This is a genomic window from Gordonia sp. NB41Y (assembly GCF_030718915.1).
Classification (GTDB): domain Bacteria; phylum Actinomycetota; class Actinomycetes; order Mycobacteriales; family Mycobacteriaceae; genus Gordonia; species Gordonia desulfuricans.
In genome coordinates this window covers 158,009-183,215 of sequence record NZ_CP132196.1, presented here as the reverse complement: position 1 = coordinate 183,215, position 25,207 = coordinate 158,009, and the positions used below count along the sequence as shown (strand labels likewise).

The following is a 25,207-nucleotide window of genomic DNA, read 5'->3' as shown; positions in this document are numbered from 1 at the left end:
TCGACCGGGCCTTTCACGAGTAGGGTTGAACCGTGCAGCGTCGAATCATGGGTATCGAGACCGAGTTCGGTGTCACGTGCACCTTCCACGGTCACCGTCGGCTGAGTCCGGACGAGGTGGCGCGCTACCTGTTCCGGCGGGTGGTGTCGTGGGGCCGGTCGTCCAACGTCTTCCTCCAGAACGGTGCCCGGCTGTATCTCGACGTCGGGTCGCATCCGGAGTACGCGACCGCCGAGTGCGACGGGCTGATCCAGCTGATCAACCACGACCGCGCCGGTGAGCTCGTGCTGGAGGACCTCCTGGTCGACGCCGAACAGCGCCTGGCCGACGAGGGTATCGGCGGCGACATCTACCTGTTCAAGAACAACACCGACTCCGCGGGCAACTCGTACGGCTGCCACGAGAACTATCTCGTCGTGCGGGCCGGCGAGTTCTCCCGGATCTCCGATGTGCTGCTGCCGTTCCTGGTGACCCGGCAGCTGATCTGCGGGGCGGGCAAGGTCCTGGCCACGCCGAAGGCCGCGACCTTCTGCCTGTCACAGCGTGCCGAGCACATCTGGGAGGGCGTGTCGTCGGCCACCACGCGGTCACGGCCGATCATCAACACGCGCGACGAGCCGCACGCCGACGCCGAGAAGTACCGCCGCCTGCACGTGATCGTCGGCGACTCGAACATGGCGGAGATGACCACCATGCTCAAGGTCGGCTCGGCGACACTCGTGCTGGAGATGATCGAGGCCGGTGTCGCATTCCGGGATTTCGCCCTCGACAATCCGATCCGCGCGATCCGCGAGGTCAGCCACGATCCCACCGGGCGTCGTCCGGTGCGGCTGGCCGGGGGTCGGCAGGCGACCGCATTGGAGATCCAGCGCGAATACCACGCGCGCGCCGTCGAGCATCTGGTCAACCGGCAGCCGGATCCGGAGATGGACATGGTGGTCGACCTGTGGGGCCGGGTGCTCGACGCGGTCGAGGCCGACGACTTCTCCAAGGTCGACACCGAGATCGACTGGGTGATCAAGCGCAAACTGTTCCAGCGCTACCAGGACCGGTACTCGATGGAGCTGTCGGATCCGAAGATCGCGCAGCTCGACCTCGCCTTCCACGACATCAAGCGCGGACGCGGCGTGTTCGACCTGCTCACCCGCAAGGGACTGGTCCGGCGGGCCACCACCGACGAGGCGATCGCCACCGCGGTCAACGAGCCGCCCCAGACCACCCGGGCGAAGCTGCGTGGCGACTTCATCTCGGCCGCGCAGAAGGCCGGGCGTGACTTCACCGTCGACTGGGTGCATCTGAAGCTCAACGATCAGGCGCAACGCACCGTCCTGTGCAAGGACCCGTTCCGTAGTGTGGACGAGCGCGTCGATCGCCTGATCGCCTCCATGTGAGCCGTAGGGTCACAGGCGTGGCAACCAAGTCTTCCGCGACGCGGATCTCGAAGGTGGAGCGTCAGCTCAATCTGGTGATCTGTCTGCTGACGACGCGTCAGTACGTGACCGCCGACTACATCCGACGCAACGTGGCCGGCTATCAGGACGACGACCGGTCCGTCGAGGCGTTCAACCGGATGTTCGAGCGCGACAAGACCGAACTGCGGGAGCTCGGCATCCCGCTGGTCACCGGACAGTCGGTGGGTGGGCACGGCAGCGACGGCTACCGGATCAACCGGGACAGCTACGACCTGCCCGACATCACCCTGGATCGTGACGAGGCCGCCGCGATCGCCATGGCCGCGGCGCTGTGGGACACCCCGGAGATCTCGGCGATCTCACAGACCGCGGTGCTCAAGCTCCGCGCCGCCGGATTCGATGTCCGCGCCGAGGACGAGATCGGTGTGTCCGCTGCCGACTCCACCCGGTCGATGGGATCGGAGACGAGTCTGGGGGCCCTGCTCGCCGCGATCGACGCCCAGCAGGCGGTCACCTTCACCTATCGTGCGGGCAGCACCGCGGCCGGCATGACCCGCACCCTCGAACCGTGGGGTGTGGTGACCCATCGCGGACGCTGGTACGTCGTCGGCCACGATCGTGGTCGCGCCGACACCCGAACCTTCCGGTTGAGCCGTATCTCGGAGGTCACCCCGATCGCCGAACCTGATCCGGTGGCGGTGCCCGAGGGGACCGATCTGCAGGCGATCGTCACCGCGGCGGTCGATTCCGCGGTCGGTTCCGACGGCCGCGTCGCCGGTATCTGGGTGGCCGCCGGCCGTGCCGCCGGGCTGCGTCGCCTGGCCCGTGCCGCCCGGCCCCACACCGTCGACGGTGAGCAGGGTTCGCTGCTCGACATCGAGATCAGGTCGCTGTCGGCGCTGACCCGGCTGGTCCTCGGCGCCGGTGCCGACGCGGTGGTGCTGTCGCCGCCGGAACTGCGCACGGCCGTGATCACCGCACTCGACGAGCTGACCGGGGTGCAGGCGTGATGGCCACCGCACAACCGTCCCGCCTGAACCGGCTCCTCGCACTCGTCCCGTACTTCCTGGCCCGCAACGGGATCTCGGTCGAGCAGGCATCCGCCGACCTCGGCGTCACCCCGAAGCAACTCACCAAGGACCTCGAGCAGCTGTTCGTCTGCGGACTGCCCGGGTACTACCCGGACGACCTGATCGAACTCGAGTTCAGCGAAGGCCACGTCCACGTCGGCTTCACCGCCGGGATGGACCGACCCCTGCGGCTCACCCCGAGCGAGGCCAGCATCCTGCTGATCGCGTTGCGCGCATTGCTGGACACCCCCGGCGCCGTCGACCGCGAGGCGGCAGGCCGCGCGATCGCGAAGATCGAACTGGCGGTCGGATCACCGGCGTTCGGGCCGGGACGGCTGTCGGTGGCCGCACCCGCCGCGGGCGTGGGGGAGAGCACCGAGGAACCCCGCTACCGTGCGGTTCGGGAGGCCGTCCGCGAGCACCGCGCGCTGGAGATCGACTACTACTCGGCCTCGCGCGACACCGTGGCACGGCGGATCGTCGACCCGATCTCGCTCGAGGCGGTGGAGAGCCACACATATCTGCAGGCCTGGTGTCGCAGCAGCGAGGGCATCCGGCTGTTCCGGTTCGACCGGATCGATGCGGCCACCGTCCTCGACGAGGCGGCCGCCCCGCCGGCCGCGGCGGGGCCGATGCAGTCGCCGATCCTGTCGGAGAACCCCGGCCTGCCGTCGGTGGTGATCGAGATGGATCCCGAGGCGCAGTGGATTCTCGACTACTACGACCTCGAACCGGTGGAGAACCTCACCGATCGCACGGATCCGTCGGCACCGGTCCGCGCCCGCCTCGTCTACGGTTCGGCGGAGTGGCTGACCCGGTTCCTGCTCGGGTTCGCCGGCCGGGTGCGAGCGGTCGACGAACCGGACATCGGTCGGGCCGTTGCCGAGCACGCCAGGCGGGCCCGAGCGCGCTACGATAGTTGACGAGACGAATCAAAGGGGCTTTCCGATGGGTGCATTGTCGTGGTGGCATTGGGTGATCGTGCTGGTCGTCCTGGTGCTGCTGTTCGGTTCCAAGAAGCTGCCCGACGCGGCACGCGGTCTGGGACAGTCGCTGAGGATCTTCAAGAGCGAGGTCCAGGAGATGCAGAAGGACGGCACCACCGAGGCGCCGTCGTCGCAGGTCGAGGCGCCGCGTGAGCTGCCCGCCTCGGACAAGTCGGTGGACGCCAGTTCGGTGACCGACAACACGAAGAAGTCCGCCTAGGCGAAGCCCGGTGCGGATTCCGTTCGACCCGAGGCGCCGCAAACACAAGATCAACCCCGACGGCACCATGCCGTTGGTGGAGCATCTGCAGGAGTTGCGGTACCGCCTGCTCATCTCACTGGCCGCGATCGTCGTCACGACGATCTTCGGTTTCGTCTGGTACTCCCACGGCATCCCCGGCATCGGGTCCCTCGGTGACCTGCTCCGGGAGCCGTACTGTTCGCTGCCCGCATCGTCGCGTGCCACGCTGACCCCCGACGACAGCTGTCGTCTGCTCGCGACCGGTCCGTTCGACCAGTTCATGCTGCGCCTGCAGGTCGCGCTGACCGCCGGGCTGGTCCTGGCCTGTCCGGTCTGGCTGTATCAGCTGTGGCAGTTCATCACCCCGGGGCTGCACCAGAACGAACGCAAGTACGCGATCAGCTTCGTCAGTGCCGCGGCGATCCTGTTCGTCGCCGGTGCGGTGCTGGCCTACCTGGTGGTCGCGAAGGCCTTCCACTTCCTGCTGACCGTGGGCAACGACGTACAGGTCACCGCGCTCGCCGGCGACCAGTATTTCGGCTTCATGATCCACCTGCTGATCATCTTCGGCGTCAGCTTCGAGCTGCCGTTGCTGATCGTGGCGTTGAACCTGGTCGGTGTGCTGACCTACGCGAGGCTCAAGGCGTGGCGACGCGGCCTGATCTTCACCATGTTCGTCTTCGCCGCGATCGTCACCCCGGGTCAGGATCCGTTCACGATGCTGGCGTTGGCACTCGCGCTGACGATCCTGCTCGAGGTCGCGATCCAGATCGCACGGCTCAACGACCGCCGTCGGGGTCGGGCGAGCTCGGACTGGGCCGGGTTGTCCGACGACGAGGCGAGCCCGCTGCCCGAACCCTCCGCACGCCCCACCGCGTCGACCATCCCCGCCGCGACACCGGCACCGTCGCCGGCACGGACCTCGGTGCGTGACCGCGCCACCTTCGACGACGTGCTCTGAGCCGATCACCCACAACCGGGTGTGCCGCGGAAGCAGGCCGCGAGCGGCGCATCACCTCCGGCACGCGCATCCGGTGCCGGAAGTGACATGCTGGAGGCGATGACTTCCAGCGACCATGTTCTCGAGCAGCCCGCTGTCCCGACCGCGTTCGACGAGTTCGCCGAACGGCTCGACTTCCGTCTCGACGATTTCCAGAGCCGTGCCTGCCGCGCCCTCGAATCCGGGCACGACGTGCTGGTGTGCGCGCCGACCGGTGCCGGCAAGACGATCGTCGGCGAGTTCGCGGTGCACCTGGCCCTCGCGGGCGGCACGAAGTGCTTCTACACCACGCCGATCAAGGCGCTGAGCAACCAGAAGTACCACGACCTCGTCGAGGTGCACGGGGAGGCCGCGATCGGCCTGCTCACCGGCGACACCTCGATCAACTCCGACGCCCCGATCGTGGTGATGACCACCGAGGTGGTCCGCAACATGATCTACGCCCGGTCACCGGCGCTGCGCGGGCTGTCGCATGTCGTGATGGACGAGGTTCACTTCCTCGCCGACCGCTTCCGCGGTGCGGTGTGGGAGGAGGTGATCCTGCATCTGGAACCGTCGGTGCGGGTGGTCAGTCTGTCGGCCACGGTCAGCAATGCCGAGGAGTTCGGTGACTGGATCCAGACCGTCCGCGGCGACACCACCGTCATCGTCGACGAACACCGGCCGGTGCCGCTGTCGCAGCACATGCTCGTCGGCAACCGCCTGTTCGACCTGTTCGATCCGCATCCCGATGGGCACGGGCGCCGTGCCAAGGTGAACCCGGAGCTCAAGCGCCACATCCGGCACAAGATCCTGCTCGCCGAGGAGCACGACGACCGGCGCGGCGGACGGCGGTCGGGACGGGGCCGCGGTGGTGGCCGGGGCGGAGGACTCCCGCGGCCGCAGGTGGTCGCCCGGCTGGAACGGGAGGGACTGCTCCCGGCGATCGGGTTCATCTTCAGTCGCGTCGGCTGCGACGCCGCACTCGCCCAGTGTCTGCGCTCGGGACTGCACCTGCTGACCCCCGAACAGGTCGCCGAGGTCGACGAGGTGGTCGACCGGCACCTGACCGAACTCTCCCCGGCCGACGCCGACATCCTCGGCGTCGAGGAGTGGCGGGCCGGCCTGCGGCGTGGCTTCGCCGCACACCACGCGGGTCTGCTCCCGACCTTCCGGCACACCGTCGAGGAACTGTTCGTCCGCGGTCTGGTGCGGATGGTGTTCGCCACCGAGACGCTGGCGCTCGGGATCAACATGCCGGCCCGGTCGGTGGTCCTCGAGCGGCTCGTCAAGTTCAACGGCGAGGCGCACGTCGATCTCAGTCCCGGCGAGTTCACCCAGCTCACCGGCCGCGCCGGGCGGCGCGGGATCGACGTGGAGGGCCACGCCGTGGTGGTGTGGACCCCCGAGATCGTGCCCGAACAGGTCGCCGGTCTGGCCGGTGCGCGTACCTTCCCGCTGCGCAGTTCGTTCGCCCCCGAGTACAACATGGCGGTCAATCTGCTCGGCCGCCTCGGTCTCGAGGGGTCGCGCGACCTGCTCAACCGTTCGTTCGCACAGTTCCAGGCCGACCGCTCGGTGGTGGGCGATGCCCGCAAACTCGACGAGCAGTCGGTCCGGCTGCGGCGTCTCGACGTACAACTGATCACCGGCGCCGAGATGCGGGGGATCGATCCCGGCGTGGTCACCGGTGGCCCCGACGGCCCCGACGACCCGGACGCCGACCACTCTCATGGCGACGGCCCGGACGGTGACGACCCGTACCGGGGCTTCCTCGGGTACATCACACTGCGCGAGGACATTCGCCGCCGGGAGCGGGAGGTGCGAGTCGAGCGACGCACCAACACCCACGAGAACATCGCCGCCGAACTCGCCGCGCTCAAGCGCGGCGCGGTGATCGGGCTGCAGGGCGGTCGCCATCGCGGTCTCGCGGTGGTCCTCGAGACCGCCGGGCAGCCGGCCGACCCCCGACCGCTGGTGCTCGTCGAGGACGGCTGGTGTGGGCGCGTCGGAGTCCGTGACTTCGTCAACCCGCCCGAGGTGCTCGGCGGGATGCGGTTGCCCAAGAACCCCGACCGCCGCACCGGCCGCGGCCGGCGCGACCTCGCGTCGGCGTTGCGCTCGACCGGGATCGAGGTTCCCAAGGGCCGCAGTCGCAAACGGGCCACCGCCGGTGAGGACGCCGAGCTGGTCCGGCTGCGGCAACGGCTCCGCGCACATCCGGCGCACACGATCGACGGAGCCGACGACCTGTTCCGGCTCGCCGAACAGCGCAACCGGGTGCTGCGCGACATCGTCAACATCGAACGCCGGATCGGCGAGCGTACGTCCACCCTCGGGGTGACCTTCGACCACATCGTCGGGGTGCTCAGCGAACTCGGCTACGTCGAGTACGTGAAGGGCGCCGTCCAGGTGACGCCCACCGGCCGGTTGCTCAGCCGGATCTACAGTGAGAGCGACCTGCTGGTCACCGAGTGCATCCGTGCCGGGGTCTGGGACCGGCTCGGTCCCGCCGACCTCGCCGCCGTGGTCGCGTCGATGGTGTTCGAGTCACGCCGCGAGTCCTACTCCGGTGCCGACGCCATGCCGGGTAACACCGCGCTGCGGACGGCGATCGCCGAGACCGTCGAGATCTGGCGCGACCTCACCACGGTCGAGAACCGCCATCGCGTCACACCCACCCGTGAACCCGACACCGGTTTCTCGATCGCCGTGTCGTTGTGGGTGTCGGGGCGTTCGCTCGCCGAATCGCTCGCCGCGGCCGGTGAACGCGGGCAGTTGCTGTCCCCGGGCGACTTCGTCCGCTGGAACCGGCAGGTGGTCGATCTCCTCGAACAGATTCGTCTCGGTGTGGGCGACGATTCCCCGCTCGCCGCCTCGGCACGATCGGCGGTCGGTTCGATCCGACGAGGCGTGGTGGCCGCAGAACTCAGCTGAGCGAGCGGGACCCGGCCGGAGTATCCCGGTGGGGAAGACACCATCCGACCGACACCACGCCGACGCGTGGTCTCGAGTCGGTGTCTGTGCCCGATTGCTGCGGTACGGTTGCGCACAGCAGTACGCCGGAGTGCTCCGACCAGAGGCGGGAGACAGATGAGCCACCCGAACGACCCGAATGCGCCCAGCACTCCGACACCGGGGGGAGACGGCGAGGAGCGCACGGAGGTCGTGCAGGTCCCGGGCACGCCGCCCGGCGGCAACCCGCCCGCCGCACCCGCCCCGCCGACAACGGTGACCCCGCCCCCGGGATATGCCCCGCCGGGGTACACACCGCCGCCCGGACCGGCAGGCAATCCGTACGGTGCCCCGGCCCAGGGTGCGCCGGGACAGTACAACCCGACCCAGATTTCACCGACCGGTCCACCTTCCCAGCCGGGCTATGGCGCTGATCCCGGGCAGCAGGCGGCCTACGGACAGCCCGGTGGTTATGGACAGCCCGCCGGTTACGGCGCGCAGGCCGGCTACGGTCAGCAGCCCCAGGATCCGTCCGCGTACCCCGGGACCCCGTCGTATCCGGGGGCACCGGCGAACGCCGGCTACGGTCAGTCGAGTCAGCCCGGTACCGCCGGATTCGGGCAGTTCGCCCAGCCCGGCCAACCAGGACAGGGTCAACCGGGTCAGGGACAACCGGGACAGGGACAACCGGGACAGGGACAACCGGGTCAGTTCGGGTACGGCCAACCCGGTGACCAGTTCGCCGGTATGGCCACCCAGCCCCAGAAGAAGGGCCTGTGGCGTGTGCTCATCGGGGTCGGTGCGCTGCTGATCGTCGCCGCGGTGGCGATAGTGGTGACCGGCTGGCTGTGGTGGTGGCCCCGTGAACTCGACCAGAACGCCGCCCAGGACGGCGTGAAGAACGTCCTGGTCGAGCAGTACAAGATCGACAACGTCTCCGATGTCAGTTGCCCGTCCGGACAGCGGGTGAAACAGGGCAGCTCCTTCACCTGCTCACTCACCGTCGGCGGCCAGAAGCAACAGGTCAAGGTGACCTTCCTCGACGACGACGGCAAGTACGAGGTCGCCCGTCCGACCAGCTGATCCGACACCCGCCCCGACGCGAGATGCGCCGGGGCGGTGTGGTCAGCGTGCCGGTGTGAAATCCCAGCCCAGCGCCGTGGAAAGCCGGGTGACCGAGGCGCCGATGCCGAGTTCGGTGACGAGGTCGGCCAGGCGGGCCGGGTCCGCCGGTGCCGACGGCAGGGTGTCGGGACCGCTGGTGACGGTGTCGGCATCGGTGCGGACGAACACCACCGGACGCGCCACCCCGAGGTAGTCACCGGCCGCGATCATCGCCTTGCGAGGACGCGTCGCCAGGCCCGATCCGGGATCGGCGGCGGCCGCCTCCAGGGCGTCGAGGTCGCCGTATTCGCTGATCAGCTTCGCGGCGGTCTTCTCACCGATACCGGCCACCCCGGGCAGCCCGTCGGACGGGTCACCGCGCAGGATCGACATCTCGGCATAGGCGGAGCCGGCGCGGGCCGCCGGTACCGCATACTTCTCGGCCACCTCGACCGGACCCATCAGCTCCGCCTTGGCCAGGCCGCGGCCGACGTAGAGCACGCGCACCGCCACCGGGTCGTCGGTCACCACCTGCAACAGGTCGCGGTCGCCACTGACCACCAGCACCGGATCGGTGGTCTCGGCGAACGCCAGGGTGCCGATCACGTCGTCGGCCTCGCAGCCCTGCGCGCCCGATGTGGCGATCCCGGCGGCGGCGAGCACGTCCATGATCATGTCGACCTGCGGGGTCAGGGTGTCGGGTACCTCCTCGACGTCGGTACCCGCACGATGGCCGTCGGCGGCGACGGGCGCGGCCTGCGCCACCCGATGCGCCTTGTACGACGGGATCAGCTCGGTGCGGAACGCCGGTCGCCAGTCCAGGTCGAGGCACACCACGAGCCGGCTCGGGGACTCGCGGTTCACCAGATTCGCGATGGTGTCGACGAACCCGCGGACCGCGTTCACCGGGCGGCCGTCCGGTGCGGTCATCTTCTCCGGCAGGGCGTAGAACGAGCGGAACCACAGGCTGGCCCCGTCGAGCAACATCAGCGATCCGGTCATGCCCACACTCTCTCATCCCGTGCCGACACCCTCGTCATCCCGGCCCGATCGGCCCGTCCCGGCACCGGGCCCGACACGCGGTCATCGCGGCCCGACATGCGGTCCGAGGATCGGCATGCCGGCGCGTAGGCTGCCCTGCATGACCACCGCCCCCCGTTTCGGTTCGGATGTCTACGGCACGCGCCTGGCCCGCGCCGCCCAGCTCACCGCCGACGCCGGTCTCGACGCGCTGATCGTCTCGCCGGGACCGGATCTGCGGTATCTGGTGGGATCGCGCGCGGACACCTTCGAACGGCTCACCGCCCTGGTGGTTCCCGCCGCCGGTGCACCACGGCTCGTCGTGGCCCGGTTGGAGGTGCCGTCGCTGGCCGAGTCCGCGGTGCTCGACCTCGGTCTCGAGGTGGACGACTGGGTCGACGGCCAGGACGCACACGCCATCGCCCTCGGTGCCCTCGGCGCGGGTTCGGCCGTCGCGGTGTCCGAGGCGATGCCCGCCCTGCATGTGATCCCCTTCGCCGAGAAGGTGGGCGCCACACCGCAATTGGCGACGCCGGTGCTGCGGGAGCTGCGCATGGTCAAGGACGACGCCGAGATCGAGGCACTACGTACCGCCGGAGTTGCGATCGACCGTGTCCACGCGCGGATGGGGGAGTTCCTGCGCCCCGGACGCACCGAGCGTGAGGTGGCCGCCGACATCGCCGCCGCGATCGTCGACGAGGGCCACACCGGCGCCGAGTTCGTGATCGTCGGTTCGGGCCCCAACGGCGCCGACCCGCACCACGAGTTCTCCGATCGGATCATCGAGGCCACCGACATCGTGGTGATCGACATCGGCGGACCGGTGGAACCCGGCTACAACTCGGACTCCACCCGGACCTACTGCTTCGCCGAACCGCCCGCCGAGGTCGCCGACGCCTATGCGGCACTCCAGCATGCCCAGTCCCTGGCCATGGCCGCGGTCCGACCGGGGGTCACCGCCGAGTCGATCGACGCGGCCGCCCGTGATGCGCTGCGGGAACAGGGCCTGGCCGAGGTGTTCATCCACCGCACCGGCCACGGGATCGGGTTGTCGGTGCACGAGGAGCCCTACATCGTCGAGGGCAACGATCTCGTGCTGCGACCCGGGATGGCCTTCAGTGTGGAACCGGGCGTGTACTTCTCGGGCCGCTGGGGCGCCCGGATCGAAGACATCGTGGTGGTCACCGACGACGGTGGCGAGCCGCTCAACACCCGGCCGCACGACCTCGTGGTCCTGTAGGCCACCGGCCCATCCGGGGCCGCGGCCCCGGACGGGTCAGCCGAGCAGGGTGTGCGAGCCCATCACCCGCTCCACCTGCACCTCGATCACCACACGCCGCGGATTGGGTTTGGGCCGGCGGTACCGGGCGGCATAGCGGCGTTCGGCGTCGGCGACCTGATCGGGTTCGCGCCGGATCGTCGCCTTGCCCTCCAGGGTCAGCCAGCGCGGGCCGTCCACATGTGTCAGGGCGGCATAGCCGCCGCGCTCGACGTTGCGCACCTTGTGGCTGCCGTCGAACGTGATCACCCTGGCGACGGCCGCCTCGGCGTCGTAGGTGAAGCCCACCGCCACCACATGCGGAGTCCCGTCGGCGCGCAAGGTGGCCAGGCTGGCCAGGTGGTACTCGGACAGGAACTCGAGTGCGGCCGGGCCCAGATCGGCATGCGAGCGTGACATGGCCCCAACCCTACGGACGGTCTACGGCCGATGGGATACTCACCCCGTGACCTCGCATCGCAGCGCCCCCGGTTCCATCGTCGTGTTCGGTGGACGTAGCGAGATCGGTGTCGCACTGGCCACCCGCCTGTGCGCGGACCGGCCGGTGGTGCTGGCGGCCCGGCGTCCCGACGACCTCGCCGATCAGCAGGCGGCAGTGCTCGGCGCGGGAGCGCGCTCGGTCGCCACGGTGGCCTTCGACGCCGACGACACCGGTTCCCATTCCGCTCTGATCGAGCAGATCGTCGCCGAGCACGGGCCGATCGAGGCGGCCATCATCGCCTTCGGCATCCTCGGTGACCAGGTCCGCGCGGAGACCGATGTCGCCCACGCGCTGCAGATCGCACACACCGACTACCTCGCACAGATCAGCGTCCTCACGCTGCTCGCCACCGCACTGCGCACCCAGGGTTCGGGAACCCTGATCGTGTTCTCGTCGGTCGCCGGTGTTCGCGTGCGGCGCGCCAACTACGTCTACGGGTCCACCAAGGCCGGCCTCGACGGATTCGCCAGCGGTCTCGCAGATGCCCTGCACGGCACCGGGGTTCGGCTGTTGCTCGCACGTCCCGGATTCGTCGTCGGTGCGATGACCGCGGACCTGATGGCCACGGGCGTACGGCCCGCCCCGTTCTCGGTCACCGCCGATCATGTGGCCGACGCGGTGGCACGCGCGTACCGGAAGGGACGCGGCGAGGTGTGGATCCCGGGACTGTTGCGCCCGATGTTCTTCGGCATGCGCCTGTTGCCGCGCGCGATCTGGCGGCGACTGCCCCGATGAGCGAGATCGATTCGACCGGAACGGAATCCGGCACGTCGCAACCGAACTCCCCGAGCATCGTCGTCGTCGGGATCGGCGCCGACGGCTGGGACGGCCTGTCCGGCCGCGCCCGGCGCGCATTGCAGTCGGCGACGACGATCATCGGCTCACGCCGGCAACTCGATCTCCTCGCCGACGTCCCGGCCACACGTGTGGCGTGGCGGTCACCGATGTCGGCACACCTCGCCGAGGTGATCGGCAGTGCCCGCTCCGATGCCGTCCCGGCCGATCCCGCCCAGGGCGCCACCCGATCGGGCTCCGGAGACACGCCGATCCACATCCTGGCCAGTGGCGACCCGATGTTCCACGGTATCGGTACCTCGTTGATCCGTGAGCTGGGTGCCGAGCACGTCACGATCATCCCCGCGGTGTCGAGTGCCGCACTGGCCTGTGCGGCGCTGGGCTGGGATGCCGCACACACGCCGGTGGTCAGCACCGTCACCGCGCCGGTTTCGGTGATCGTCGGGGCCCTGTCGCGGGGAAACCGGTTCCTGATCCTCAGCCGTGACGGCACCACGCCCGCGCAGATCGCCGATCTGATGACCGCCCAGGGGTTCGGTGACTCGTCGATGACGGTGCTCGAACAGCTCGGTGGGCCGGCCGAACGTCGACACTCCGCGCGCGCCGTCGCCTGGGACGAACCGCTGGTCGACCCGCTCAACATCGTCGCGGTGGACTGCGTCGGTCCGCGGCGCACACCGCTGCCGGGCCGCCCCGAGGACGCCTACGCCCACGACGGCCAGATCACCAAGTCCACCGTGCGTGCACTGACCGTCTGCGCGCTCGAACCGGCCGGTGCGCAGGTGTTGTGGGACATCGGTTCCGGGTCCGGCAGTGTCGCCGTCGAGTGGCTGCGTGCCGATGCCGACGGCCGTGCGGTGGCCTTCGAGGTGCGCACCGACCGGGCCGTCCACATCCCCGACAATGCGGACCGGTTCGGCGTCGGCGACCGGATCACGGTGCTCGGCGGTTTCCCGCAGGCCCTCACCGATTCCACGCCGCAACCCGATGCGGTGTTCATCGGTGGTGGTCTCGACACGCCGATGCTGGAGCGGGTGTGGGCCGCACTCGGTGTGGGTGGACGGCTCGTGATCAACGCGGTGACCATCGAGAACCAGACCCTGCTGACCACCTGGGCCGCTCGCCACGGCGGCATACTGCGCCGGATCGGCGTCGAGACGGCCGCCCCGCTCGGCGGTTTCACCACCTGGCGGCCCGCACTACCGATCGTGCAGTGGACCGTCGACAAGTACCCGGATGGGGGAGAGCCCACATGGCCGTCTACATGATCGGTGCGGGACCCGGCACCGCAGACCTCCTGACCGTGCGCGCGGCGCGCATCCTGGCACGCTGCCAGACATGCGTCGTGGCCGGATCGCTGGTGCCCGACGACGTCCTCGACCTGTGTCCGCCGGGGGCGACGATCGTCGACACCGCGCGGATGCCGTTGGCCGACATCGTCGAGCACATCGTCGCCGCCGACCGTGCCGGCCACGACGTCGCACGTCTGCATTCCGGCGACCTCTCCTTGTATTCGGCACTGACCGAACAGGTCCGGGAGTTGAAGTCGCGTGGCCTCGAGGTGCGGTCGGTACCGGGCGTGCCGGCGTTCGCCGCTGCGGCCGCGGCCCTGGAGACCGAGCTGACGGTGCCCGGGATCGGGCAGAGCCTGCTGATCACCCGGGTCTCGACGCTGTCCACCGACATGCCGGCGGGGGAAGACCTCGCCGAACTCGCCGCCACCGGTGTCACCATGGCGCTGCACCTCGCGGCGCACCGCACCGAGCAGATCGTCGAGGCGCTCACACCGCACTACGGTGCCGACTGCCCCACCGCCACCGTCGCCTTCGCCTCCCGGCCGGAGCAGCAGACCGTGCGGTGCACACTCGCCGAGCTCCCGGAAGCGTTGGCGCGTGCCGGAATCCGCAAGACCGCCGTGATCTTCGTCGGCCGGGTCCTCGACGCCGTCGACAACCCGGACCGGCTCGACAGCTACCTGTACTCCCAGTCGCGGATGACCAAGCTGCGCGACGACTGCCAGGCACATCCGTGACGGTCCTGATCCTCGGCGGGACCGGGGAGGCCCGTGCCCTCGCCCGCTCCCTCCACGAGGGCGGCGTCGAGGTGATCAGTTCCCTCGCCGGGCGGGTCGCCGACCCGCGCCTGCCCGTCGGCCAGGTCCGCATCGGCGGCTTCGGGGGAATCGGACCGATGAGGGACTGGTTGCGCGGCAATGGCATCCGAGTGGTCGTGGACGCCACCCATCCGTTCGCCGCCACCATCACCGCCCATGCGGTGACCGCGTGCGCCGCCGCCGACATCCCGCTCCTGCGGCTGCGCCGTCCGGCATGGGCGCCAGGGCCCGAAGACGGCTGGCAACGGGTGCCCACCTTGGCGGAGGCCGCCCGGATTCTCGGTGATGGTGCGCCGCGGCGCGTGCTGCTCACCACCGGACGACAGGACGTGGGGGAGTTCGCCGGGGTCGAATCGGCATGGTTCCTGATCCGCGTCGTCGACCCACCGAACGCAGCTCTCCCGCCGCACCACGAGATCCTGCGCTCCAGAGGGCCCTACCATCTCGAGGCCGAGCGAGAGCTGCTGCGCGAGAATCGGATCGACACCCTGGTCACCAAGGACAGCGGCGGGGAACTGACCCGCCCGAAGCTCGACGCCGCCCGTGAGCTCGGTGTGCAGGTGATCATGGTGGATCGCCCGGCCGAACCGGCGGGCCTGCGCACCGTCGACGCCGTCACCGATGCCCACACCTGGGTGATCCAGCAGCTGAGTTGACCGATCTCGTCAGAACGTCGCGGCCCAATCAGCCACTGGTGGTTGATGGTTGACTGTTCTCGGATCAATCATCAACGGGCGGTGGTTGGTTGGTGGTTGAGCCGTCGAAGCGTAGCGACGAGGCGTGTCGAAACCTCGGTGGGCCGACGTCGACGACGGAACCACTTCGGAGGTGGTCGCCACCCGGCGTGGGTGGCGGAGATTTCGACTCGGGTCCTCGCCTTTCCGGCTCGGTCCCGGCTCAATCATCAACGGGTAGTTGGTGATTGATTGTTCCCAGCTCAATCACAAACGGGTAGTAGTTGGTTGACTGTTCTCGACTCAATCATCAACGGGCGGTGGTTGGTTGGTGGTTGAGCCGTCGAGGAGCGTAGCGACGAGGCGTGTCGAAACCTCCGCCGGCCGATGTCGACGACGCAACCACCGTCGCAAGCGTGGGCAGACAGGCTCATCTCGCCTGATCCGCGACGTGGCCTTGGCCGGTGGAGGAATCAGTCACCCCGGACGTGTCCGGGGTGACTGCGCGGGGTGAAGACGAGATCCCCGGCCGCGCGTTTCGTGACGCGGGTCGCCGACGACCCGATGATCAGCAGTGTGCGCATGTCCACGACCGACGGGTCGAACTCACCCACGGTGGTCACGGTCAGCGACTGCGTCGGACCGCCGACGTCGCGTCCGAGCACCATCACGCGGTCGGCGTCGACGGTCTCGCTGAGGATGTCCTTGAGCGCGGGGACCTGCCACGCGCGGCTCGCCGACCCCGGGTTGTAGATCGCGATCACCAGGTCCGCCGACAACGCATGCCGGATTCGGTCGGCGATCACCTCCCACGGCTTGAGGCGATCCGAGAGCGACACCACCGCGAAGTCGTGCCCCAGTGGTGCGCCGACGGCGGCTGCCACGGCGTTGGCCGCGGTCATTCCCGGGACCACACGCACCGGCACGTCGGCCCATCGCGGTTCGGACGCCACCTCGGCGACGGCGGTCGCCATCGCGAACACGCCGGGGTCACCCGACGACACCACCGCCACCCGAGCGCCGCGCGACGCCAGATCCAGGGCGAATTCGGCACGTTCGGCCTCGACGCGATTGTCGCTGGCGTGCACGCGTTGTCCCGGACGCGGTGTGACCCGCGCTAGATAGGTGGTGTAGCCGATCAGGTCGGTTGCGGCGTCGAGTTCGCGGCTCACCTCGGGGGTGGTCCACTCCGACGATCCCGGTCCCAGACCGACGACGACGACCTCACCCCGCGGGGCCGGGTCCGCCTCGCCGCGTGGATTGTTGGTGCGACCAGGGACGACGATCATCGAGAAGTAGGGCACCGCAGCCGGATCCACGTCCCGCGCGGGGGCCACCTGCTGCACGTCGGTGGACGCGCGTTCGACGTACCATGCTTCGTCCAGCCGGCCCGCCTCGTCGAGGGCGTCACGCACGCGGGTGAACGTGCGGCCGAGCTTCATCACCGCGAAAGCGTCGGCGCGAGAGAACAGTTCGCGCATGCGGGCCTGGGGCAGGGTGCCGGGGACCACGGTCAGGGTCTCCTCGCCCTCGACCAGCGGCACCGCGATCGCCGCCGACGATGCGCTCACCGACGTCACCCCGGGGATGATCTCGGCACGGAACTCGCCGACGAGTCGTTTGTGCATGTGCATGTACGAGCTGAAGAACAGTGGGTCGCCCTCGGCGAGCAGCGCGACGTCGCGTCCGGCCCGCAGGTGCTCGGCCAGCACCGCTGCGCTCTCGGCGTAGAAGTCCTCCAGCGCACCGGTATAGCCACCCGGATGGTCGGTGGTCTCGGTGGTCACCGGATACATCAGGCGTTCTTCGATCTGCCCGTCCCGCAGATACGGCTGCGCCACCGATCGCGCGATGCTCCGGCCGTGGCGGGCACAGTGATAGGCGACGACGTCGGCGGCACCGATCACCCGTGCGGCCTTGACCGTCACCAGTTCACTGTCACCGGGACCGAGGCCGACACCCCAGAGGGTGCCGGGGGTACGAGAGTCGTCGGATAGCGGGTCGGACACGCTCATTCCTCCGGGCTGGCGAGTGCGTTGACGGCGGCCGCGGTGATCGCCGATCCGCCCCGCCGGCCGGTCACGGTGATGAACTCGAGGTCGGTACGGGCGGCGAGTTCGGCACACGACTCGGCGGCCCCGACGAAGCCGACGGGGGCACCGACGATCGCGGCGGGGCGCGGTGCGCCGGCGTCGATCATCTCCAGCAGCGCGAACAACGCGGTCGGGGCGTTGCCGATCGCAACCACCGCGCCTTCCATCTCTGAGCGCCAGAGTTCCAGGGCCGCAGCAGTTCTGGTGGTCTCCAGGCGGGCGGCCAGCACCGGCACCCGCGGATCGTGTAGGTGGCACAGCACGTCGTTGTCGGCGGGCAGGCGCTTACGCGTCACACCGCTGGCGACCATCGTCGCGTCGCACAGGATGGGGGCACCGCCGGCCAACGCGGTTCGCGCCGCCGACACCACACCCGGCGTCGCCACCACGTCGCGGGTCAGATCGGTCTGCCCGCACGAATGGATCATCCGGACGACCACTCCGGCCACATCCGGCGCGAACGCCGACAGATCGGATTCCTCGCGGATGATCGAGAATGATCGGCGATAGATCGCGGCGCCGTCCCGCAGGTACTCGCTCATGGTGACGACCAGCCTAGGCCACCGCCGGGAGCGGTCGTGCCGGTGCCCGATTGGCTACCGCTGTTCGCGCCGGTAGCCGTCGGCGGTGGCCTCCACCCGCAGATGGGGTCCCGGCGGGGTCCCGCACCCGCGTGCACACCCCACCCAGTGCTCACGGGCGGTGATCGGTTCCCCGGACGACACACGTTCGAGGACATCGGCACGTACCGGGGACAGGCCCTTGGCGCAGCCCGGCGATCCGGCACAACAACTGACCTGCGCCCACGGCGACGACGCATCGAAGATCAGGCCCATCGGGGCCAGTACACGGACCACGGTCTCGGCCACCCCCTCGGTGAGATCGCACAGCAGGATCTCGCGATCGGGGGTGATCACGATCGGCGCCTCGACGGCGGCCAGGAACTCACCGAGGCGGGCGGGTAGCCGTCCCAGTTCCACCACCGCCCCGAGCAGCACGCGCTCGTCGTCCTGGGTGAACCATCCGACGATCGGGGAGGTCGGCGCATCCGGCAGGGATTCGTCGACCGGCGCCGACAGCCGGTCGCGTGCCCGCGCGCCCAGTTCGGCCCGTGCCGCGGCATCCAGGTCACGGATCCGCCAGGCACGTCCGCCCCGTCCCACCTCGACCATGTCGGCGGCGACGGCGGTCAGCGCCGCCGGGATGTCGGCCACATCGGTCACCGAGCCGACCACCTCACCGTCGAGCACGATGTCGGCGGCCGATGCCCCGTGACCCGGATCGCCGCGCAACACCGCGGCCGCATCGGGACCGCGGGTGACGATGTCGCCGTGGCCGTCGTCGAGTCCGAACAGGAACCGTCCGGACAGCTCGGACAGGGCGGGGTCGGCGCGGATCGCCGCGTCTTGTGCGGTGGCGGTCGGCCGGAGGTCGCCGAGTCCGCCGATCCGCCCGGTCACGGCACTGACCTCGATGTTGCGGACCTTCTCGTGGCTGCTGCTCGGCACCAGTCCGGCGTCGGTGAGGGCATCGGCGACGGCGTCGACGTCACCGATGCCGCGGATCTGGAGATTGGCACGTCCGGTCAGTTCGACGAAGCCGTCACCGAATTCGGCGGCGACCTGGGCGACGGTCTGCATCTGTTCGGATCCGATGGTGCCGCCGAGCAGGCGGATCCGTGCGAGGGCACCGTCTGCGGCGGGGTGTGGATCGAACACCCCGGGGCACCGGTCGTGGGCTGGTCGTCGGGCCGGGTCGGTCACGGACTCCAGCGTAGGCCCGCCCCGGTCCGGGGTTCACCTCGCGCCGCCCACCGATCGGGTCGGCCGGTGCGCTGGGGCACACCTCGGCTGCACTAGGCTCGAATCCACTCAGCGTGCAGAAGCCGGTGCGAGTCCGGCGCGGTCGCGCCACTGTGTCGGTGTCCGGTGTGTCCGGATCGCCGAAGTCAGACCTGCGGGCTGGGTACACCGACCCCGTGACCGGGCGCGCCACCCCGGATGAGGAGCTCCATTCATGATCCTGCTGCTGTCCACCTCCGACACCGACCTGATCACCGCGCACGCCAGTGGCGCCGAGTTCACCATCGCCAACCCGGCGCGGCTGCTCGTCGACGATGTCGCCGGTCTGGTCTCGGCCGCCGACCTCACCGTCGTCCGCATCCTCGGTGGCCGGCGCGCGTGGGAGGAAGGACTCGACGCGGTGCTCGCGGTGGGCCGCCCGGTGGTGGTGCTCTCCGGTGAGCAGCAGCCCGATCCGGATCTGATGGCACTGTCCACCGTCCCGGCGGGTGTGGCCGCGCAGGCGCACAACTACCTCGCCGCCGGCGGCGTGCCGAATCTGGTGAACCTGCACAACTTCCTGTCCGACACCGTCCTGCTCACCGGGCTCGGTTTCGACGAGCCGGCGCAGACCCCGGCGTGGGGTGTACTCGAGCGCACCGCTACGACCGTCGCCGACGACGCACCGACCATCGCGGTGCTCTACTACCGCGCCCAGCATCTGGCCGGCAACACCCGCTACGTCGACGCGCTGTGCGGGGCGATCGAGGCCGCCGGGGCGCGGGCGCTGCCGGTGTACTGTGCGTCGCTGCGCACCGCTCCGGACGAGCTGATCGCATTGCTGGGCACCGCCGATGCGCTGGTGGTGACGGTGCTCGCCGCGGGCGGAGCCACCCCGGCCACCGCGTCGGCCGGCGGCGACGACGAGTCGTGGAACATCGAACGGCTTGCCGCGCTGGATATCCCGATCCTGCAGGGGCTGTGCCTGACCGGCCCTCGGGTGGACTGGGCGGCCAACGACGACGGGCTGTCGCCGCTGGATGTGGCCACCCAGGTGGCGGTCCCGGAGTTCGACGGTCGGATCATCACGGTCCCGTTCTCGTTCAAGGAGTTCGACGAGAACGGCCTGCCCTGGTACCAGCCCGACACCGAGCGCTGCGCCCGGGTGGCCGGCATCGCCGTCGCCCACGCCCGGCTGCGGCACACCGCCGCCGCCGACCGTCGGATCGCGATCATGCTCTCGGCATATCCCACCAAACATGCCCGCATCGGCAATGCCGTCGGCCTGGACACCCCGCGCAGCCTGCTGCGGTTGCTGTCGGCGTTGCGTGCGGCCGGTTACGATCTCGGTGCCGAGTCCGGCCCGGATGCGATTCCCGGTCTGGCCGAGGATGATTCGGATGCCCTGATCCACACGATCATCGCCACCGGTGGTCAGGATCCGGACTGGCTGACCGAGGAAGCCTTGGCCGCCAACCCGATTCGGGTGTCGGCCGCCGACTACACCGCCTGGTTCGCCACCCTGCCCGAGGGTCTGCGCGCCGGTGTGATCGAGCACTGGGGTCCGCCGCCGGGGGAGATGTTCGTCGACCGTTCGGTCAATCCCGACGGCGACATCGTCGTCGCCGCACTGCAATTCGGCAACATCGCGATCATGGTGCAGCCGCCGCGCGGCTTCGGTGAGAACCCGGTGGCGATCTACCACGACCCCGACCTGCCGCCGTCGCACCACTATCTCGCGTCCTACCGCTGGCTGGCCGGTCGTGGCGGTGCCGCCGACGTCCCGGGCTTCGGGGCCGACGCAGTGGTGCACGTGGGCAAGCACGGCAACCTCGAGTGGCTGCCCGGCAAGACCCTCGGCATGTCCGCCGACTGCGGCACCGACGCCGCCCTGGGTGATCTGCCGCTGGTCTACCCGTTCCTGGTCAACGATCCTGGCGAGGGCACCCAGGCCAAGCGACGGGCGCACGCGGTGCTCGTCGATCACCTGATCCCGCCGATGGCGCGCGCCGAGTCCTACGGCGACATCGCCCGCCTCGAGCAGCTCCTCGACGAGCACGCCAACATCTCCACCCTCGATCCGGCGAAGCTGCCCGCGATCCGCCAGCAGATCTGGACGCTGCTGACCGCGGCCAAGATGGACCACGACCTCGGTCTGGCGGAACGGCCCGACGAAGAGGTCTTCGACGACATGCTGCTGCACGTCGACGGCTGGCTGTGCGAGATCAAGGACGCCCAGATCCGCGACGGACTGCACGTGCTCGGCGAACCGCCGGTCGACGCCGCCGAGGTCGACCTGGTCCTCGCGATGCTGCGGGCGCGTCAGCTGTGGGGCGGCACCAGCGCGCTGCCCGGCCTGCGCGAGGCCCTGGGCCTGACCGAGGGCAGCGGTGCGGCCGCCCGCACCGACGTCGACGACGTGGAGGAGATCGCCCGCGGTCTGGTGCAGGCGTGTGCCGACGGCGACTGGTCGGCGGACGCGGTGACCGCCGCGGCGGCCGGACACCCCGATGCCGTCGCCGACATCCTGCGGTTCGCGGCCACCGAGGTGGTGCCGCGGCTGCGGCAGACCGCGGGCGAGATCCCGCGGGTGCTGCACGCCCTGGAGGGCGGGTTCATCCCGGCCGGCCCGTCGGGCTCACCGCTGCGCGGCCTGATCAACGTGTTGCCCACCGGCCGTAACTTCTACTCGGTCGACCCCAAGGCCGTGCCCTCCCGGCTGGCCTGGGAGACCGGGCGGGCGATGGCCGACTCCCTGCTCGAGCGGTACCTCACCGATCACGGCGAGTACCCGGCGTCGGTGGGTCTGTCGGTGTGGGGGACCTCCGCCATGCGCACCTCCGGTGACGACATCGCCGAGGTGCTCGCCCTGCTCGGCGTCATGCCGATCTGGGACGAGGCCTCGCGCCGGGTGAGCTCGCTGGAACTGATCGAGCTCGCCGAGCTCGGCCGTCCCCGCATCGACGTGACCGTGCGCATCTCCGGGTTCTTCCGTGACGCCTTCCCGCACGTGGTGACGATGCTCGACGACGCGGTCGCCCTCGCGGCGGGTGCCGACGAACCCGACGAACAGAACTTCGTCGCCGCCCACGCCCGCGCCGCGCTCGCCGAGCACGGCGACGAGCGGCGTGCCACCACCCGCATCTTCGGGTCCAAGCCCGGTACCTACGGCGCCGGTCTGCTGCAGCTGATCGACTCCCTCGACTGGCGCACCGACGAGGACCTGGCGCGGGTCTACACCGAGTGGGGCGGCTACGCCTACGGTCGCGACCTCGGCGGGGTGGCCGCGGTCGACGACATGCGTGCGGCCTACCGGCGGATCGCGGTGGCGGCCAAGAACACCGACACCCGTGAGCACGACATCGCCGATTCCGACGACTATTTCCAGTACCACGGCGGCATGGTGGCCACCGTCCGGGCGCTCACCGGCCGCTCGCCGGAGGCCTACATCGGCGACTCCACCCGCCCCGACGCGGTGCGTACCCGCACGCTGAGCGAGGAGACCAGCCGGGTGTTCCGTGCGCGGGTGGTCAATCCGCGGTGGATCTCGGCGATGCAGCGGCACGGCTACAAGGGTGCCTTCGAGATGGCCGCGACCGTCGACTATCTGTTCGGCTACGACGCCACCACCGACGTGGTCGCCGACTGGATGTACGAGAAGCTCACCGAGGCCTATGTGCTCGACGAGGACAACCGCGAGTTCATGACGCAGTCCAATCCGTGGGCGCTGCACGGCATCGCCGAGCGGCTGCTCGAGGCCGTCGAACGCGGGATGTGGCATGAGCCGCCGGCGCAGCTGCTGGAGGATCTGCGGGCGGTGTATCTGCAGACCGAGGGCGACATCGAGGGCCGCAACGAGGACTGAGTGGCGACCGGTACGAGGTGTCGGGAGAAAAACCGGCATCTCGTTCGTTGTACCCACAACGACACCCCTCGGGAAGGCACGATCATGCGTCTGGCAGCTGTACTCCTCTATCTCGCCGTCGAGATCGGCGCGTTCGTGGCGATGACGATGACCCTCGGCTTCGCGTGGGCGGTCCTGATCAGCATCGCCGCGGCGGTCGCCGGGTTCGCGATGCTGCGCTGGCAGGGCGCCAAGGTCTTCGGCAGCCTGCGCCGGGCCGCCCGCAACGAGGTCGATCCCACCGCTCCGCTCGCCGATACCGCACTGGTCGCCGGTGCGTCGTTCCTGCTGATCGTGCCGGGCGTGGTCTCCACCGTGCTGGGCATGATCGCCCTCACCCCGCCGGTCCGTCATCTGCTCCGGCCGGCGGTCGCCGCCTTCGGCGCACGCCGGGTGGTGGTCGCGATGGATCGGGCCGGGGTCTATGCCACCGGGTTCGCCCGGGGCACGGTGATCGACGGCACCGTCGTCGACGCACCCGCCGCACAGGACCCGACCGTGATCGACGGGGACGTGATGAGCACCACCGGACCGGGATCGGGCACGTCGGGAGACCGTGGATTGCCGCGGGGCCGCTGACACGTCACATCCTCGATCAGGGCACACTGGACGATCGTGACTACCGAACTCCTGCTGGGCGGTCTGGTGTATTCGTCGAGCGTCCCCGACGCCACCGCGCTGGCCGTCACCGACGGCATCGTCACCTGGGTGGGCACCGACTCGATCGGCCGTGCGCTGCATCCCGACGCCCGGGTCACCGACCTCGCCGGCCGGTTCGTGGCCCCGGCCTTCGTGGACTCCCACGTCCATCTGACCTCCACCGGTCTGGCCCTGTGCGGGCTCACCCTCAACGAGGCCGACGGCCGCGCCGACGTCCTGGCGCGGCTGGCCGCCGCGGTGGCCGGCACCGCACCGGACGAGCTGATCTGGGGCCTCGGCTGGGATTCGTCGACCTGGGCCGGTCCCGACCCTGACGACCGGCGTGCACCGACCACCGCCGAGATCGACGCCGTCGTCGGCGACCGCCCGGTGTACCTGGCCCGCGTCGACGAGCATTCCGCGCTGGCCTCGACCGGACTGCGTCGCCTGGTTCCCGACCTCACCACCGCGGAGGGACACGAACCGCAACTCCCGCTGATCGCCGCCGCCCACCATCTGGTGCGCGGTGCCGCACAGCGCCTCATCACGCCCGCGATGCGCACCCGGATGCAGCGCACCGCCCTCGACGCCGCCGCCGCGGCCGGCATCGTGATGGTGCACGAGAACGGTGGACCCGACATCACCGGACTCGACGACTTCGTCGCCCTGGCCACCCTCGACCACCCCGTCGGCGTGCGCCGACTGTGGGGTCAGGCCGCCCGCAGCCCCGAGCATGCCGCCGAGCTGATCGCCGCCACCGGCGCCCACGGGCTGGCCGGTGACCTGTTCATCGACGGCGCGATCGGCTCGCACACCGCCTGGCTGACCGAGCCGTACACGGATGCGCCGGGGGAGTGCGGGATCACCCACATCGACCCCGAGACCGTCCGCGCGCACATCCACGCCTGCACCGTCGCCGGGATCCAGGCCGGTTTCCACGTGATCGGTGACGCCGCGGTGAAGACCGCCGTCGCCGCCTTCGACGCCGTCGCCGACGAGCTCGGTACCCCTGCGGTGGCCCGGTGCGCGCACCGCCTCGAACACGCCGAGATGGTCGATGCCGCCGACGCCGCGGTGCTGGCACGCTGCGGTGTGATCGCCGGGCAGCAGCCGTTGTTCGACGCCGAGTGGGGTGGGGCCGACAAGCTCTACGCCCGTCGTCTGGGTGTCGAGCGTGCTGCCACCCTCAACGATTTCGCGATGCTCGCCAAGACCGGCGTGGCGCTGTCGTTCTCCTCCGACTCCCCGGTGACGCCGATGAGCCCGTGGGCCACCGTGCGGGCCGCGGTGCACCATCACCGCCCGGAGAGCGCCCTGTCTGCGCGTGGTGCCTTCTCCGCCTGCACCCGTGGCGGGTGGCGGGCCGGCGGCGTGCACGACGGCCTCACCGGCACCCTGGAGCCGGGTGCCCCGGCACACTTCGCCGTGTGGGAGGTCGACGAGCTCGTCGTCGCCGGATCGCATGCGCGGGTGCAGCGGTGGTCCACCGACCCGCGGTCGCGGGTGCCCGCGCTACCCGATGTGAGCCCGGGCGCACCGCTGCCCCGGTGTGTGCGGACCGTCCGCGACGGACAGGACATCTTCGTGGGTGCCGATTGGTGAGCCACCCTTCGACGCATCCGTGGACCGGCCTGCGCCTGCCCACCCTCGCCCCGCGGGTGGCGTGGCTGGTGCGCACGGT

At 70.1% G+C, this 25,207-nt stretch carries 20 protein-coding genes; 15 read left to right on the top strand and 5 right to left on the bottom strand.

The window, feature by feature from the left end; genetic code table 11:
- The first annotated feature begins 32 nt into the window (after positions 1 to 32).
- From pafA to Q9K23_RS00780, 7 genes are all read left to right on the top strand, one after another.
- Positions 33 to 1,391, top strand: coding sequence for a Pup--protein ligase (gene pafA / locus Q9K23_RS00810; protein WP_020792386.1), 1,359 nt, complete (start codon positions 33 to 35; stop codon positions 1,389 to 1,391).
- A 17-nt stretch (positions 1,392 to 1,408) separates the two neighbouring features.
- Complete coding sequence (locus Q9K23_RS00805) at positions 1,409 to 2,422, top strand: WYL domain-containing protein (RefSeq protein ID WP_244882461.1); 1,014 nt, start codon at positions 1,409 to 1,411, stop codon at positions 2,420 to 2,422.
- The gene (locus tag Q9K23_RS00800; protein WP_053776770.1) at positions 2,422 to 3,405 is read left to right on the top strand and encodes a WYL domain-containing protein; all 984 of its coding nucleotides are present in this window, start codon (positions 2,422 to 2,424) and stop codon (positions 3,403 to 3,405) included. Before Q9K23_RS00805 ends, Q9K23_RS00800 begins: the two co-directional genes overlap by 1 nt.
- Positions 3,406 to 3,430: 25 nt before the next feature.
- Positions 3,431 to 3,688 (top strand): Sec-independent protein translocase subunit TatA, encoded by a 258-nt coding sequence (gene tatA / locus Q9K23_RS00795; protein WP_020791825.1) that lies wholly within the window; start codon positions 3,431 to 3,433, stop codon positions 3,686 to 3,688.
- Positions 3,689 to 3,698: 10 nt separating this feature from the next.
- Complete coding sequence (gene tatC, locus Q9K23_RS00790; RefSeq protein WP_053776771.1) at positions 3,699 to 4,670, top strand: twin-arginine translocase subunit TatC; 972 nt, start codon at positions 3,699 to 3,701, stop codon at positions 4,668 to 4,670.
- Between the two features lie 99 nt (positions 4,671 to 4,769).
- The gene (locus tag Q9K23_RS00785) at positions 4,770 to 7,625 is read left to right on the top strand and encodes a DEAD/DEAH box helicase (RefSeq protein ID WP_305950342.1); all 2,856 of its coding nucleotides are present in this window, start codon (positions 4,770 to 4,772) and stop codon (positions 7,623 to 7,625) included.
- A 156-nt stretch (positions 7,626 to 7,781) separates the two neighbouring features.
- A complete protein-coding gene (locus Q9K23_RS00780; protein ID WP_053776772.1) occupies positions 7,782 to 8,726 on the top strand; it encodes a DUF4333 domain-containing protein in 945 nt (314 codons plus the stop codon).
- 42 nt (positions 8,727 to 8,768) lie between these two features.
- On the opposite strand, the gene Q9K23_RS00775 is transcribed toward Q9K23_RS00780, so the two are convergent.
- Positions 8,769 to 9,734 carry a 5'-3' exonuclease gene (locus Q9K23_RS00775; RefSeq protein WP_053776828.1) on the bottom strand — a complete coding sequence of 322 codons (966 nt, stop codon included), beginning with the start codon at positions 9,732 to 9,734 and terminating at the stop codon, positions 8,769 to 8,771.
- Between the two features lie 154 nt (positions 9,735 to 9,888).
- Between Q9K23_RS00775 and Q9K23_RS00770 the strand changes: the two genes are divergently transcribed.
- The gene (locus Q9K23_RS00770) at positions 9,889 to 11,007 is read left to right on the top strand and encodes a Xaa-Pro peptidase family protein (RefSeq protein ID WP_053776773.1); all 1,119 of its coding nucleotides are present in this window, start codon (positions 9,889 to 9,891) and stop codon (positions 11,005 to 11,007) included.
- Positions 11,008 to 11,043: 36 nt separating this feature from the next.
- Here the strand turns inward: Q9K23_RS00770 and Q9K23_RS00765 are convergent, their stop codons facing one another.
- Positions 11,044 to 11,445, bottom strand: coding sequence for a TIGR03618 family F420-dependent PPOX class oxidoreductase (locus Q9K23_RS00765; protein WP_020794421.1), 402 nt, complete (start codon positions 11,443 to 11,445; stop codon positions 11,044 to 11,046).
- 46 nt (positions 11,446 to 11,491) lie between these two features.
- Here Q9K23_RS00765 and Q9K23_RS00760 point away from each other — a divergent pair, with 46 nt between their 5' ends.
- Genes Q9K23_RS00760 through Q9K23_RS00745 form a run of 4 tightly spaced genes read left to right on the top strand, consistent with a single transcriptional unit; the run spans position 11,492 to position 15,091 of the window.
- Positions 11,492 to 12,262: an SDR family NAD(P)-dependent oxidoreductase gene (locus tag Q9K23_RS00760; RefSeq protein WP_053776774.1), complete on the top strand. Its 771-nt coding sequence runs from the start codon at positions 11,492 to 11,494 to the stop codon at positions 12,260 to 12,262.
- A complete protein-coding gene (locus Q9K23_RS00755) occupies positions 12,259 to 13,590 on the top strand; it encodes a bifunctional cobalt-precorrin-7 (C(5))-methyltransferase/cobalt-precorrin-6B (C(15))-methyltransferase (RefSeq protein ID WP_059035392.1) in 1,332 nt (443 codons plus the stop codon). The genes Q9K23_RS00760 and Q9K23_RS00755 overlap by 4 nt, the downstream gene beginning before the upstream one ends.
- The gene (locus tag Q9K23_RS00750; protein ID WP_053776775.1) at positions 13,575 to 14,354 is read left to right on the top strand and encodes a cobalt-precorrin-4/precorrin-4 C(11)-methyltransferase; all 780 of its coding nucleotides are present in this window, start codon (positions 13,575 to 13,577) and stop codon (positions 14,352 to 14,354) included. Before Q9K23_RS00755 ends, Q9K23_RS00750 begins: the two co-directional genes overlap by 16 nt.
- The gene (locus tag Q9K23_RS00745) at positions 14,351 to 15,091 is read left to right on the top strand and encodes a cobalt-precorrin-6A reductase (protein ID WP_261977791.1); all 741 of its coding nucleotides are present in this window, start codon (positions 14,351 to 14,353) and stop codon (positions 15,089 to 15,091) included. The genes Q9K23_RS00750 and Q9K23_RS00745 overlap by 4 nt, the downstream gene beginning before the upstream one ends.
- Positions 15,092 to 15,582: 491 nt before the next feature.
- Here the strand turns inward: Q9K23_RS00745 and cobJ are convergent, their stop codons facing one another.
- From cobJ to cobG, 3 genes are read right to left on the bottom strand one after another with little or no spacing between them, the layout of a single operon-like run.
- On the bottom strand, positions 15,583 to 17,118 hold the full coding sequence (gene cobJ / locus Q9K23_RS00740; protein ID WP_261977792.1) for a precorrin-3B C(17)-methyltransferase: 1,536 nt from the start codon (positions 17,116 to 17,118) through the stop codon (positions 15,583 to 15,585).
- A 2-nt stretch (positions 17,119 to 17,120) separates the two neighbouring features.
- Positions 17,121 to 17,744, bottom strand: a complete 624-nt coding sequence (locus Q9K23_RS00735; protein WP_053776777.1) for a precorrin-8X methylmutase — start codon at positions 17,742 to 17,744, stop codon at positions 17,121 to 17,123.
- 54 nt (positions 17,745 to 17,798) lie between these two features.
- On the bottom strand, positions 17,799 to 18,965 hold the full coding sequence (gene cobG / locus Q9K23_RS00730; protein ID WP_053776778.1) for a precorrin-3B synthase: 1,167 nt from the start codon (positions 18,963 to 18,965) through the stop codon (positions 17,799 to 17,801).
- A gap of 253 nt (positions 18,966 to 19,218) precedes the next feature.
- Between cobG and cobN the strand changes: the two genes are divergently transcribed.
- From cobN to Q9K23_RS00715, 3 genes are all read left to right on the top strand, one after another.
- Positions 19,219 to 22,848 carry a cobaltochelatase subunit CobN gene (gene cobN / locus Q9K23_RS00725; protein WP_305950341.1) on the top strand — a complete coding sequence of 1,210 codons (3,630 nt, stop codon included), beginning with the start codon at positions 19,219 to 19,221 and terminating at the stop codon, positions 22,846 to 22,848.
- Positions 22,849 to 22,932: 84 nt separating this feature from the next.
- A complete protein-coding gene (locus tag Q9K23_RS00720; RefSeq protein WP_053776779.1) occupies positions 22,933 to 23,466 on the top strand; it encodes an FxsA family protein in 534 nt (177 codons plus the stop codon).
- Between the two features lie 36 nt (positions 23,467 to 23,502).
- Complete coding sequence (locus tag Q9K23_RS00715; protein WP_053776780.1) at positions 23,503 to 25,128, top strand: amidohydrolase family protein; 1,626 nt, start codon at positions 23,503 to 23,505, stop codon at positions 25,126 to 25,128.
- Positions 25,129 to 25,207: the final 79 nt, after the last annotated feature.